General features: G+C 72.7%; 13 protein-coding genes. 8 read left to right on the top strand and 5 right to left on the bottom strand.

Annotation, left to right across the window (positions count from 1 at the left end; genetic code table 11):
• Positions 1–14: 14 nt before the first annotated feature.
• The 6 genes from QE359_RS01310 to QE359_RS01285 all read left to right on the top strand — a co-directional run bounded on the left by QE359_RS01310 (position 15) and on the right by QE359_RS01285 (position 6122).
• Complete coding sequence (locus tag QE359_RS01310) at positions 15–1703, top strand: adenosylhomocysteinase (RefSeq protein WP_309777013.1); 1689 nt, start codon at positions 15–17, stop codon at positions 1701–1703.
• Positions 1700–3070, top strand: coding sequence for an amidohydrolase family protein (locus tag QE359_RS01305; protein WP_309777010.1), 1371 nt, complete (start codon positions 1700–1702; stop codon positions 3068–3070). The genes QE359_RS01310 and QE359_RS01305 overlap by 4 nt, the downstream gene beginning before the upstream one ends.
• Positions 3067–3564, top strand: coding sequence for a cupin domain-containing protein (locus QE359_RS01300; RefSeq protein ID WP_254791776.1), 498 nt, complete (start codon positions 3067–3069; stop codon positions 3562–3564). Before QE359_RS01305 ends, QE359_RS01300 begins: the two co-directional genes overlap by 4 nt.
• 83 nt (positions 3565–3647) lie before the next feature.
• On the top strand, positions 3648–4472 hold the full coding sequence (locus QE359_RS01295; RefSeq protein ID WP_309777008.1) for an ABC transporter substrate-binding protein: 825 nt from the start codon (positions 3648–3650) through the stop codon (positions 4470–4472).
• A gap of 4 nt (positions 4473–4476) precedes the next feature.
• A complete protein-coding gene (locus tag QE359_RS01290) occupies positions 4477–5355 on the top strand; it encodes an amino acid ABC transporter permease (protein ID WP_309777007.1) in 879 nt (292 codons plus the stop codon).
• The gene (locus QE359_RS01285) at positions 5352–6122 is read left to right on the top strand and encodes an amino acid ABC transporter ATP-binding protein (RefSeq protein WP_309777004.1); all 771 of its coding nucleotides are present in this window, start codon (positions 5352–5354) and stop codon (positions 6120–6122) included. The genes QE359_RS01290 and QE359_RS01285 overlap by 4 nt, the downstream gene beginning before the upstream one ends.
• Positions 6123–6146: 24 nt before the next feature.
• Here the strand turns inward: QE359_RS01285 and QE359_RS01280 are convergent, their stop codons facing one another.
• Positions 6147–7112 carry an NAD(P)H-quinone oxidoreductase gene (locus QE359_RS01280; protein ID WP_309777003.1) on the bottom strand — a complete coding sequence of 322 codons (966 nt, stop codon included), beginning with the start codon at positions 7110–7112 and terminating at the stop codon, positions 6147–6149.
• A gap of 85 nt (positions 7113–7197) precedes the next feature.
• Here QE359_RS01280 and QE359_RS01275 point away from each other — a divergent pair, with 85 nt between their 5' ends.
• Together QE359_RS01275 and QE359_RS01270 are read left to right on the top strand one after the other, a co-directional pair.
• Positions 7198–8094, top strand: a complete 897-nt coding sequence (locus QE359_RS01275; protein WP_309777002.1) for a polysaccharide pyruvyl transferase family protein — start codon at positions 7198–7200, stop codon at positions 8092–8094.
• Between the two features lie 108 nt (positions 8095–8202).
• On the top strand, positions 8203–8667 hold the full coding sequence (locus QE359_RS01270) for a hypothetical protein (RefSeq protein WP_070417860.1): 465 nt from the start codon (positions 8203–8205) through the stop codon (positions 8665–8667).
• A gap of 65 nt (positions 8668–8732) precedes the next feature.
• Here QE359_RS01270 and QE359_RS01265 read toward each other — a convergent pair whose 3' ends face one another.
• The 4 genes from QE359_RS01265 to QE359_RS01250 are packed head-to-tail and all read right to left on the bottom strand — an operon-like array spanning position 8733 to position 12313.
• Positions 8733–9611, bottom strand: coding sequence for an aldo/keto reductase (locus QE359_RS01265; protein ID WP_309776999.1), 879 nt, complete (start codon positions 9609–9611; stop codon positions 8733–8735).
• A 40-nt stretch (positions 9612–9651) separates the two neighbouring features.
• Entirely contained in the window at positions 9652–10902 is a 1251-nt protein-coding gene (locus QE359_RS01260) for an FAD-dependent oxidoreductase (protein ID WP_309776998.1), read from the bottom strand.
• 39 nt (positions 10903–10941) lie between these two features.
• Positions 10942–11412 carry a DUF6264 family protein gene (locus QE359_RS01255; RefSeq protein WP_309776996.1) on the bottom strand — a complete coding sequence of 157 codons (471 nt, stop codon included), beginning with the start codon at positions 11410–11412 and terminating at the stop codon, positions 10942–10944.
• A gap of 10 nt (positions 11413–11422) precedes the next feature.
• Positions 11423–12313, bottom strand: coding sequence for a CoA ester lyase (locus QE359_RS01250; protein ID WP_309776995.1), 891 nt, complete (start codon positions 12311–12313; stop codon positions 11423–11425).
• Positions 12314–12384: the final 71 nt, after the last annotated feature.

Genomic DNA, 12384 nt, shown 5'->3' with positions numbered 1-12384 from the left:
CCTACGATTGGGGCATGCCGCCAGGAGCCGACCCCGAGACCCGCGCCTGGGCCTCGGCGGCCGTCCGGCGCTTCGCGAGCGCGACGAACCTCCTCGTGGCCGCGCGCCGCTTCCGCATCGTCGGCGGCGACCCCCGTGACACCGCGGCGCTGCGCTCCCTGCTGACGGGGCTCGGCGCCCGCGAGGCACTGCCCCACGAACCCGTCGACCAGCTCTGGTGCGCCGGTTCGCCGGAGGACTCCACGCCGGTCATCGAGCGCGAAGCCGACCGCCCCCGGGGTGCGACCCTCGTCGTGGTCGACGCCGGACGACACCTCCCCGCCGTCGACGAGGACGCCTTCGGCCCGGTCACGATCGCCCGTCCGGGTGTCCTCGCGGTGCCGATGACCTCGGACGACGTCTTCCTCGTCTCCACCGGCCGCGACCCCGAGGACGACCCTGCCGCCGAGGCCCGCCTGCGCTGGGCCCGCCGGTCGATGCCCGTGTCGCGAGCGGTCGCCGCCGAGCTGCGCGACGGGGGACTCCTCCGTGGCACCAGGATCGGCGTCGCGATGTTCCTCGAGCCGAAGACCGCCGTGCTGAGCCTGCTCCTCCGCGACGCCGGCGCCGAGGTCGTCGTCTACGCCCACGCCGACGAGACCGACGACGCCGTGGCCGACGCCCTCCGTGCAGCCGGGCTGACCGTGTACGCGAGCAGTGCCGCCTCGCTCCCCGAGCAGCGGGCCCTCGCCCTCGCGATGCTCGACACCCGGCCGCACGTCCTGCTCGACGACGGCTCGCACGTGATCCGTCTCGCGCACCAGGAGCGGCCGGACCTGGTGCCCACGATGCTCGGCGCAGCGGAGGAGACGACGAGCGGCCTCCGCCCGCTCCGCACCATGGCGGCGCGCGGCGAGCTCGGCATCCCCGTCGTCGCGGTGAACGACGCCCGCACCAAGACCTTCTTCGACAACCGGTACGGCACCGGGCAGTCGACGGTGTTCGCGGTGTTCGACCTGCTCGACCGGCTCCCGTCCGGTACGCACCGCGTGGTCCCGGGAGGCGCGGCGGTCGTCGCCGGGTTCGGCCACGTCGGCGAGGGGGTCGCCCTGGTGCTCACGGCACTCGGTCTGCGGGTGACGGTCGCCGAGACGGACCCGGTCCGCGCCCTGCAGGCGCTCTTCGCCGGCTACGCCGTCGCACCCCTCGCCGAGGCGGTGCAGGACGCCGACCTCGTGATGAGCGCCACGGGGGTCGCCGACACGGTCGACCTCCGCGCGTTGCGGTCGTGCGCGGACGGCACGGTCGTCGCGGTCGCGGGCGGCGTCGACCACGAGGTGGCGCTCGACGACGCCCGAGCAGCCGGCGCCGAGCGGGTCCCGGTGGGTCCGAAGGCCGAGCGACTCGTGTTCCCCGGTACGGACGGCGGCCCGATCGTGCTCGACGGCGGCGGCTGCATCAACATCACCGCTGCCGAGGGCAACCCGATCGAGATCATGGACCTGTCCTTCGCCGCACAGCTCGGCGCCGTCCGGATGCTCCTCGAACGGGGTGACGAGCTCGACCGTGCCGTCGTGCCGATCGACCCCGCGGTGGACGAGGCGACCGCCCGCGCGGCGCTCGCCGCCTTCGGAGCGCCAGCCGCGCCTCCTGGACCGCTCGCCGAGCACCCCGCCGACCGTGAGCCCGACGTCCGGACCCGCCGTTTCGGAGACCCGTCGTGACCACCGGGCACCCCGTCACCGTCCACTCGGCGCGCATCGTCGTGCCGATGACCGCGCCGCCCATCGCCGACGGCGCCGTCGCGGTGCAGGACGGCCGCATCCTGCACGTCGGCGACCGGTCGTGGGTCGTCGACCAGCTCGCGGTCTCCGGCGTGCCCTTCACCGAACGGCCGTGGCGAGGTGCCCTCCTCCCCGGTCTCGTGAACGCGCACTCGCACCTGCAGTACACCGGCATGGCCAGTGTCGGGCAGCGGCAGTACAGCGGTTTCGAGGACTGGGCCCGCGCGTTCAACGAGGACTACGCCGAGCCGCACGACTGGCACGCCGAGGCGGCAGCGGGCGCGACGTCGTCGATCCTCGCCGGTGTGACGAGCATCGCCGACGTCGTCACGGACATCGAGGCGTCGACCGTGCTCGCCGAAGCGGGCCTCGGGGGCATCGCCTACTGGGAGGTCATGGACTGGGAGAACGCGGCCTGGCAGTCCCACGGCCGCGACCAGGTCCTCGCCGAACTCGAGCGGATCCCGACGGACCCGGGCGCCGGGCTCTCCCCGCACGCGCCGTACTCGCTCGAGGTCGCCCCGCTGCTCGAACTCCCCGACATCGTGCGCCAGCGCGGTCTCCGGCTGCACCTGCACCTCGGCGAGGCCGCGTTCGAGGGCGAGCGCGTCGCCCTCGGGCCGGTGCCCGGACTCGAGGGAGTCGACGGCGTCGGCCACGGCAACGACTGGCACCTGGCGAACGTGCCGTCGTTCCGGGCCATGCGCGCGCTCGGCTTCGGTGCGAGCGCGACCGCGTTCGTCGACCGGCTGGGCGTGCTCGGGCCCGACTGCCACATCGCGCACGGTGTGTACATGACCGCCGCCGACCGCGCACTGCTGCGCGCGCGGGGGACCGCCGTCGCGCTCTGCCCGCGATCGAACGCCGTCATCGGGCTCGATCCGCCACCCGTCGCCGACTACCTGCGCGAGGGCAGCCCGATCGCGATCGGCACGGACTCGCTGTCGTCGTCGCCGTCCCTCGACCTGATGGCCGACGTCACCGCGCTGCACCGGATCGCCCGGTCGCAGGGCTACGGGCACCGCGACCTGCACGAACGACTGCTCGCCGCGGCGACCCTCGGCGGCGCGCACGCCATGGGGCTCGCCGTCGGGCCGGACCGGATCGGGCACCTCGCCGTCGGGGCACGCGCCGACCTCGCCGTCTTCGACGTCGACGCCCGGACCGTGCCGGACGCCCTCGCCGAACTCGTCGAGGACGGTGCCGGCCGTGCCGTCGCGACCGTGGTCCGCGGTGTCGTCAGGGCCGTCGACGGTGCGCTGACCGGCCCGCCCGCCCCACCTGATCGTTCCTTGGAGGAATCATGACCGAGACCGCACCCCGCCCGGGCATGGCCGCCCGTCGCACCGTCGACGGAACCCTGATCGAGTGGCTCGACGTGCCGAAGCGCGCCGTCGCCTTGGGTATGGAGCCGCACCCGGAGGGCGGCTGGTACGTCCGCACCTGGACCTCGCCCGCGACCGTGTCGACCCCGGCGGGCGACCGGCCCGCCGCGACCCTGATCCACTTCCTGCTGCCCCCGGGTGAGGCCTCGGCCTGGCACCGGGTCACGAGCGACGAGATCTGGATGTGGCACGGGCCGGACAGCGTCGACCTGCAGCTCGGCGGCGACGGCGAGCAGCCCGAGCCCGGTGCGACGATCACGCTCGGCCCGGACGCCGGGCGCGACCGGGTGAACGACGCGCAGGCGTTCGTGCGCGGCGGCGTGTGGCAGCGGACCCTGCCGGGCGACGGCGAGGTGCTGCTGAGCTGCCTGGTGTCGCCCGGGTTCTCGTTCGACGACTTCACGCTCGCCGAGTAGTCGCGAGACATCCGTTTCGCGTTGGTATCCCAGCGCGAAGTACACTTCGTCCTGCCCCCACCCCCTCGCACGAAGGCCCGACCGTGACCCGATCCCTCCGTCTCACCATCGCCGTCGCGACCGCTGCGGTCGCCGCACTCGCGCTCTCGTCCTGCTCGGCGGGCGGCAGCGGCAACGCCGACGGCACCGTCACCGACGGCAAGCTCACCATCGCGACCGGGCAGCCCGCGTACTCGCCCTGGGTCGAGGACAACAAGCCGCAGTCCGGCAAGGGCTTCGAGGCCGCCGTGGCCTACGCCGTCGCGAAGGAGATGGGCTACGACAAGTCGGACGTCGTGTGGAAGCGGAGCACCTTCGACAGTGCCATCGCACCGGGCCCGAAGGACTGGGACATGAACGTCCAGCAGTTCTCGATCGACGCCAAGCGCAAGAAGGCCGTCGACATGTCGAGCGCGTACTACACGACGACCCAGGCGGTCGTGACGACGCAGTCCTCGAAGGCCGCCGACGACACCACCATCGCGGCGCTGAAGCAGGACGCGATCGGTGTCGCGACCGGGTCGACGAGCATCCAGAGCGTGAAGGACGTCCTCGGGGTCACCCCGCAGGTCTTCAACTCGAACGACGACGCCGTCCTCGCGCTCAAGTCGGGCCAGATCGACGCGATCGTGACCGACCTGCCGACCGCCTTCTACATGTCCGGCGCGCAGCTCGACGGCAAGGGCACGGTCTCGGCGCAGTTCCCGTCCGACGGCACGGGCGACCAGTTCGGCTTCGTGCTGCCGAAGGACTCCGAACTGACGAGCAAGGTCGACAAGGCGATCAAGTCGCTCAAGGCGGACGGCACGCTCCAGGACCTGCAGACCAAGTGGCTCTCCTCGGAGACCGACACCCCCGTCCTGAAGTAGCCGCATGACCGCTCCAGCAGGTGCCGGCACCCCGGTGGCCGCAGCCGCGCCGAGCCAGGTCGAGCTGGAGCGTCGGCTCTACCGTCGGCAGCGCGGACGCCGGTCGATCGTGGTGTCCGTCGCGTCGACGCTCGTCGTGATCGCCGTCGTCTACTTCGGCGTCGTGAACACCCCCGGCTGGGCCGCCGTCCAGCAGTCGTTCTTCGACCCGCAGACCGCGATCGACTCGTTCCCGTCGATCCTCGAGGGCCTCTGGCTGAACATCCGGATCCTGTTCTTCAGCGCCATCGGCGTCGCGGTGTTCGGAACCCTGCTGGCGGTCGTCCGGGGCCTGCGGAGCCCGGTGTTCTTCCCCCTGCGGATGCTCGCCACCGGCTACACCGACCTGTTCCGCGGCCTGCCGCTCATCATCGTGCTGTACCTGGTGGGCTACGGGATCCCCGGGCTCGGGGTCTTCCCGCGCCTCCCCGCCGAGGTCTGGGGCACCATCGCGATCGTGCTCACGTACTCGTCGTACATCGCCGAGGTGCTCCGCGCCGGCATGGAGGCCGTGCACCCCTCGCAGCGCCTCGCCGCCCGGTCGCTCGGGCTGTCGCACGCGAAGACCCTGCGCCTCGTCGTGCTGCCGCAGGCGATCCGCAAGGTCACGCCCGCGCTCATGAACGACTTCGTGTCGATGCAGAAGGACGTCGGTCTCGTGTCGATCCTCGGCGCGGTGGACGCGGTCCGCTCCGCGCAGATCGCCCAGGCCGAGACCTACAACTTCACGCCCTACTTCGTCGCCGGACTGCTCTTCGTCGTGATCAGCCTGCCGCTGATCCGCGTCACGGACGCGATCGCGCGTCGCCAGCAGCGGCGCGAGCAGATCGGAGGGACCGTATGACGGGCCAGGAGGCGCGGATCACCCCCGAGACGTCGGCCGCGGTCCTCGAGCTGCGCGGGTTGCGCAAGGCGTTCGGCGAGCACGAGGTCCTGCGTGGGATCGACCTGACGGTGCACCGCCACGAGGTCATCTGCGTCATCGGGGCCTCGGGCTCCGGCAAGTCGACGCTCCTCAAGACGGTGAACCTGCTCGAGGGCATCGACGACGGCGAGATCCTGCTGCAGGGCACGGACATCGCCGATCCCCGCATCGACGTCGACGCCACCCGGGCCCGGATCGGCGTCGTGTTCCAGCAGTTCAACCTGTTCCCGCACATGAGCGTGCTCGACAACGTGACGCTCGCCTCCCGGCAGGTGCACGGCGTCGGCAGGGCGTCGGCGGAGGAGACCGCGCGGCGGCTCCTCGGGCGGATCGGCCTCGCGGACTTCGCCGGGGCCTACCCGGACCGGCTCTCCGGCGGGCAGCAGCAGCGCGTGGCGATCGTGCGGGCGATCGCGTCCGACCCCGAACTCCTGCTGCTCGACGAGGTCACGAGTGCGCTCGACCCGCAGCTCGTCGGCGAGGTGCTCGACCTGGTGACCGAGCTGAAGCGGCAGGGCTCGACGATCCTGATGACCACGCACGAGATGCACTTCGCGCGGAACGTGGCCGACCGGATCGTGTTCCTGCACCAGGGCGCGGTCGTCGAGCAGGGTGCCCCGGCCGAGGTCCTCGACGCTCCCCGGCACCCCGCGCTCGTCGAGTTCCTCGCCCGCGTCCACGCCTGACGCGCCCGCCCGGGTGCTGCGCGCCTAGGGCGTCAGCAGCACCTTCCCGACGACCTCGCCGTCCCGGACCCGCCGGTGCGCCTCGGCGGCCTCGGCGAGCGGCAGGACCGAGTCGATCACCGGGCGCACCCGACCGTCCGCCACGAACGGCCAGACGTTGTACCGGACGGCCTCGACGATCGCGGCCTTCTCGCCGAGCGGCCGGGCACGCAGGGTCGTCGCACTGATCGTCGCCCGCTTCCGCATCATCGCGCCGAGGTCGAGCTCGCCGGTGCGGCCGCTGCCCGAGGCGATCACGGCGACGTGCCCGTTCGGCGCGAGCACCTCGATGTTCCGCGCCAGGTAGTCCGGCCCGACGACGTCGAGCACCACGTCGACGCCACGGCCCCCGGTGAACTCGAGCGCCCGTGCGACGAAGTCCTCCGAGCGGTGGTCGACCACGAGGTCCGCGCCGAGCTCCCGGGAGGCCTGCACCTTCCGCTCGCCCCCGGACGTCGCGATCACCGTCGCTCCGAGCGCCTTCGCCCAGAGCACCGCGTGCGACCCCATGCCGCCGGTGCCGCCGTGCACGAGCAGGGTCTGTCCGGGTCGGAGCCCGGCGAGCATGCCGACGTTCGAGTACACCGTGCACGCGGCTTCCGGAAGCCCCGCGGCTTCGACGAGGTCGATCCCCTCCGGCACCGGCAGCACCTGGGTCTCCGGGGCGACGACGAGTGCCGCGTAGCCGCCGCCGGACAGCAGCGCGCAGACCCGGTCACCGACGGCGAACCCCTCGACGCCATCGCCGAGTGCGCGGACGGTGCCGGAGACCTCGAGGCCGAGGACGTCCGACGCCCCGGGAGGCGGCGGGTAGTTGCCGGCCGCCTGCTGCAGGTCGGCGTTGTTCACCCCGGCGGCCGCGACCTCGATGAGGACCTCGCCGGCCCCGGGGACCGGGTCGGGGAGGTCGTGCAGGTCGAGGGTGCCGTTCTCGGAGGTGATCGCTCGCATGCCCCCGACGCTACGCGTCGCGAACACGGCGAGGAATCTCTCGCATGTGATATTCTTATTTCACCTCGGGTGGAAGAGAGAGCACATGACGACACCGATCAACGCCTTCTGGTGGTCTCCCCGTCGGGATCTCCGCGCACTGGCGCACGAACTCCGTGACCACGCCCCCGCGTGGTCCAGGCTCGCACTCGGGCGTGGACGAGCGTTCACGAACCACGGGGACGAGCTCTCGGAGCTCGTTCTCACGGAGGCCCTCGGACGGCGCGTCCGGTGGGCGCCCCTCGGCCGTGAAGACGTCGTCGCCATCGGCAGCGCGATCGTGCCGTACCTCACGCGCGGTGGCGTCGGCCAGATCTGGGGGACCGGCCTGCACACGCCGGACGTCCCTGCGGACCGTGCGGCTGCCGTCCGCGACCGCGTCCTCGCGATCCGTGGACCGCTCGCGCGGGCGGCGCTGGGCCTGCCGGAGTCCACCCAGATCGGCGACCCGGGACTCCTCGTCCGGTCGCTCCGTCCGGGCCTGCCCAGGGAACGCCGTCGCGGCACAGTGCTCGTCTCGCACTTCACGTCCCACATGACCGCGGTCGAGCGGCGGACGATCTCCGCGATCTGCTCGACCGGGGTGCGCCTCCTCCCGCCGACCCTGACGCCCGCCGACATGCTGGCCGAGCTCGGTGCGGCGGAGCACGTGATGAGCGCTGGCATGCACGGCGTGATCCTCGCGCACTCGCTGCGGACGCCCGCGACCCTCGTCTCGCTGAAGTCTCCCGCCGCCACCGAAGCGGCCTTCAAGTACCACGACTACCACCAGTCCGTCGGCCTCGACGTCCACCCGACCCCGTGGACGAGCGTCCTGGACGCCGACGGGCGTCACGCTGCGAGGGAACGTGGCGAACGAGACCTCGCGATCGCCGACGCCCGGATCGACGAACTCGTCGAGGGGCTCTTCCGTTCGGCCGCGCCGCTCCGCAGCGGGCACTGAGCGACTGCGACGGCAACGCGGTCCACCTGTGGACCTCCCATGTAGCCTCGACGCGGATCCGCACCCCATCCCGGGGTCGCGGGCACGACTCCGGGGGGACCCACCACCATGCGCACCAAGCTCGTCTCGCTCACCACGGCCGCCATCGCCGTCGCACTCCTCGCCGGCTGCTCCGCTGGCGGCTCCGGCTCGGACGCCACGACGGCCGCCAAGTCGACGCCGACCCCGACGCAGACCAAGGCCGAGGCCTGCAAGCTGTTCACGAACGAGGTCACCGACGCTACGAAGGGCATGCAGATGCAGCTCACCGAGCTGCAGAGCGACCCGCAGGCCGCGATGGCGAAGCTCGACGAGTTCGACGCCACGCTCGAGGACAGCGCCGACAAGGTGACCAACACCGAGGTGAAGCCGAAGACCGACGCGTTCGCGGGCGCCTTCTCGGACTTCGTGGGCATGACGAAGGACCTCGCGGCGTCGAAGGACCCGTCCGCGCTGTCCAGCTCCGGCTTCACCGAGGGGCTGCAGAAGCTGGAGACGACGGGCAAGGACTTCCAGGAGGTCTGCCAGTCCTGACGCGCGCCGACGCGTGATCGCGACCCGCGCCTCCAGGGCAGTCCAGGAGGCGCGGGTCGCGTCGTCTACGCCACCGCCGGCTGCGAGGCGTCCAGTCGGGCCACGTCCTCGGGACGGAGCTTGATGGTCGCGGCCGTCACCGAGTCGAGGATCGACTGTGGGCGCGATGCCCCGGGGATGGGGACGACGACGTCGCTCTTCTGCAGCTCCCACGCCAGCGCGACGACCTGCGGGCTGACGCCGCGGTCGCGGGCGATGTACGCGAAGTCCTCGTAGGCGGTGCCGAGGTCCGCGGCGTTCGCGATGCCGCCGAGGGGGCTCCACGGCAGGAACGCGATCCCGAGCTCATCGCACAGTGCGAGTTCCGGTTCGCTCGAGCGGAACTTCGGCGAGAACTGGTTCTGCACCGAGGCGAGTCGGCCGTCGAGGACCTCGTTCGCCGTCCGGATCTGGTCGGGGTCGGCGTTCGAGATGCCGGCCATCCGGATGACGCCCTCGTCGAGGAGCTCGGCGAGCGCACCGATCGAGTCCGCGTAGGGCACCGCCGGGTCCGGTCGGTGGAACTGGTAGAGCCCGACGGCGTCCACGCCGAGGCGCTTCGCGGACGCCTTCGCCGCTTCCTTGAGGTACTCCGGACGGCCGTTCTGCGCCCACGGGCCGGGCTCCGGCCGGAGGTGCCCGCCCTTCGTGGCGATCAGGACGTCCGAGGTGTCGCCGTGGAACTCCCGGACGGCCTTCGCGATGAGCGACTCGTTGTGCCCCACCTCGTCGTAGGCGGCCAGGTGGTACGCGTCGGCGGTGTCGATGAGCGTGACGCCGGCCTCGAGCGCGGCGTGGATCGTCGCGATGGACTGCCGCTCGTCCGGGCGCCCCTCGATGGACATGGGCATCCCGCCGAGTCCGATGGCACTGACCGACACGTCTCCGATGACTCGTTGCTTCATGTCCCCAGCATGCGCCGGGAGGGACGGGTCGTGTCCAGGGTCAGCGCCGTGCCCAGGCGGGGGCGTCCTCGGGGAGCGGTCCGAAGGCGATCCCGCGCGCGTAGAGGCCGCGGACGGGCGGCACGTACCGGGCGAGCAGGACGGGGAGCCGCGGCGGGCCGGCCTGCAGGGCCCCGGCGAAGGCCCGCTCGAACACCACGCGGTGCAGGAACGCCTGGGCGGTCTGGACGACCACGGCCGGCGGGGTGCGCCGGCGCTGCACCGCGGCGAGGGCACGGTCGAGGTCCGCGCCGCGGAGCCCCCGTCCGAGCGCCGGCGCCAGGATCGCAGCCGTCGCGACCGCGTCCTGCACCGCCAGGTTGATGCCGACGCCGCCCGCCGGGGACATGGCGTGCGCCGCGTCGCCGATGCAGAGCAGTCCCGGGCGCCACCACCGGGTGAGCCGGTCCATCCGGACGTCGAGCACGTGCACGTCGTCCATCGACGCGATCGTGTCCACGCGGCCCGCGAAGTCCGGTCGGAGCCGCGCGACCCGGGCCCGGAAGGACTCGACCCCGGCGGCGCGGAGGGCCGCGTCCGACCCCTTCGGCGCGAAGTACGCGACCTGGTGGTAATCGGGCCGCGGGAAGCTGAGCAGGACGTCGGTGCCGGAGAACGCCGGGACGAGCGCGGTCGTCGCGTCGCCGGGCTCGCGGGGGAGCCGGAACCACCACGTGTCGAACGGCACCGGGAACGACCGCGGGTGGAGGCCGGCGGCGCTGCGCAGCACCGAGTCGCGGCCGTCGCAGGCGATGACGACGTCGGCGCGGAGTTCCTCGGTCACGCCGTCCGGATCGCGGTACGGCGCCAGGTGCACGCCCGTCACGACGCCGTTCTCCTCGATCGTGTCGGTGGCCGCGAGACCCATCGTGATCTCGAACGAGGGCTCCTCGCGGGCGGCGGTGACGAGCAGGTCGAGCAGGTCCCACTGCGGCACCATCGCCACGTGGTCGTACGGCGGGCGCAGGCGCGAGAAGTCGCCGAGGAGCGCGCGCGAACCGTCCGGCATCGGCAGGGAGAAGTCGTCGAGGCGTGACTGCGGCAGGGCGGCGAACCGCTCCCCGAGCCCGAGCTCGTCGAGCAGCCGGATCGTCGAGGCGTGCACGGTGTCACCGCGGAAGTCCCGGTTGAAGTCGTCGTGCTTCTCGACGAGCCGGACCGCGATGCCGGCACGGGCGAGGAGCAGGCCGAGGACGACCCCGGCGGGGCCGCCACCGACCACCGCGACCGTCGTCCGCGAGACCGTCACCATGCCCCGGACGCTACCCCGGTCCGGGCCGGACCGCAGGCGTCAGGCTGTGGGGGAGACCGAGGAGGACGCCGAGCCGCCGTCCGCCGCCCCCGCGAAGACGACGCCGCCCCACGTGATGACCACGATCGCGAGCACGAAGCCGATCGCGGCGATCCACCACGACGACCGGCGGCGGATCCACGCGCCGATCGACAGGACGATCGTGGCGACGCCGATCACGAAGGCACCGCCGACCGCGATCGCGGTCCCACCGATGTAGCCACCCGGGGTGCAGCCGGTGGCGGCGTCGCACGTGGCGGTCGCCGAGATGACGGCGATGATCCCGACGACCGCGGTGACGACCGTCATGACGGCGCCGAACGCCAGGAGCAGCACGGTCGAGATCCGGTCGGCGAGCTTCCCCGGCGGGAACAGCGTCGAGCCGCTCTGCTCCCACGTGGCCCGCTGGGCGCCGGTGGGGTCGGAGGGTGAGGACTGCGGCGGACCGCCGGGCACGTTGGACCAGGTCATGGGTGCAGTCCTACCGCGCCTCGACGCCGAACGCCTGTGCGAGGCGCTGGATCTTCTGCGCGCGACCGAGTCTGGGCAGGTCGGAGCCGTCGCGGATGACCCGGCCGCGGGCCTCGAAGTCGTCGAGGAAGTCCTGCGCCCAGGCGACGTCGGTCGGCGTGGGGGAGATGACCTCGTTGATGACGGGCAGTTGCTCGGTGTCGAGGCACAGCTTGCCGGTGAGCCCGAGCGAGACCGCGACCTGCGACTGCTCGCGGAGGATCGGGTGCGAGGACCCCACCGTCGGGCCGTCGATCGGGCCGGGCAGGTCGCCCACGCGGGACGCCACGACGAGCTTCGACCGCGGGTACGCCATCGCGAGCGTGTCCGCGCTCGTCCCGGTGTCCCGCCGGTAGTCGCCCGAGCCGAACGCCAGCCGGAACGCCCCCTGCGCCTTCGCGATGGGCACCGACTCCTCGATGCCCAGGGCCGACTCGACCAGGGCGATCACCGGGGTGTGGCCGCCGAGTCGGTGCCACGTGTCGGTGACCTGCGCCGGGGACTCGGTCTTCGCGAGCATGACGCCCTGCAGCCCGGGCAGCCCGCGGAGCTCCTCGACGTCGTCCGCCCAGAAGTCCGTCGTCACGTCGTTGATCCGCACCCAGGCCTCGCCGCCGCCGGCCAGCCACGCGGCGACGCCCTGGCGGGCCGACGGCTTGGCGGCGGGGTCCACCGCGTCCTCGATGTCCAGGATGATCTGGTCGGCACGGGACCGCTGCGACTTCTCGAACCGGTCGGTCGCGGTGCCGGAGACGAGGAGCCACGAACGGGAGATCTCGGCGGGGACCGATCGACGTCGGTTCGGTGCGGGAGCGGACTCCGGCGCGGAGGTGGGGGGAGCGGTGCGGTCGTCGATGGCCATGCCCCGTTGGTACCACACCGGCGCGCCCGGTCGCGCATCGGCGGGGGCCGGAAAGTCCGAAACCTCGGTTC

The sequence above is a fragment of the Curtobacterium sp. SORGH_AS_0776 genome (genome assembly GCF_031453355.1).
Taxonomy (GTDB): Bacteria; Actinomycetota; Actinomycetes; order Actinomycetales; family Microbacteriaceae; genus Curtobacterium.
Note: the sequence above shows the minus strand (reverse complement) of the source record. Positions and strands in the feature narration are given on the sequence as shown.

Coding starts and splice junctions, on each gene's coding strand:
- QE359_RS01250 (WP_309776995.1), bottom strand. CDS start 12,313: ATGGCCATCGACGACCGCACCGCTCCCCCCACCTCCGCGCCGGAGTCC.
- QE359_RS01290 (WP_309777007.1), top strand. CDS start 4,477: ATGACCGCTCCAGCAGGTGCCGGCACCCCGGTGGCCGCAGCCGCGCCG.
- QE359_RS01260 (WP_309776998.1), bottom strand. CDS start 10,902: ATGGTGACGGTCTCGCGGACGACGGTCGCGGTGGTCGGTGGCGGCCCC.
- QE359_RS01300 (WP_254791776.1), top strand. CDS start 3,067: ATGACCGAGACCGCACCCCGCCCGGGCATGGCCGCCCGTCGCACCGTC.
- QE359_RS01280 (WP_309777003.1), bottom strand. CDS start 7,112: ATGCGAGCGATCACCTCCGAGAACGGCACCCTCGACCTGCACGACCTC.
- QE359_RS01285 (WP_309777004.1), top strand. CDS start 5,352: ATGACGGGCCAGGAGGCGCGGATCACCCCCGAGACGTCGGCCGCGGTC.
- QE359_RS01255 (WP_309776996.1), bottom strand. CDS start 11,412: ATGACCTGGTCCAACGTGCCCGGCGGTCCGCCGCAGTCCTCACCCTCC.
- QE359_RS01310 (WP_309777013.1), top strand. CDS start 15: ATGCCGCCAGGAGCCGACCCCGAGACCCGCGCCTGGGCCTCGGCGGCC.
- QE359_RS01275 (WP_309777002.1), top strand. CDS start 7,198: ATGACGACACCGATCAACGCCTTCTGGTGGTCTCCCCGTCGGGATCTC.
- QE359_RS01265 (WP_309776999.1), bottom strand. CDS start 9,611: ATGAAGCAACGAGTCATCGGAGACGTGTCGGTCAGTGCCATCGGACTC.
- QE359_RS01270 (WP_070417860.1), top strand. CDS start 8,203: ATGCGCACCAAGCTCGTCTCGCTCACCACGGCCGCCATCGCCGTCGCA.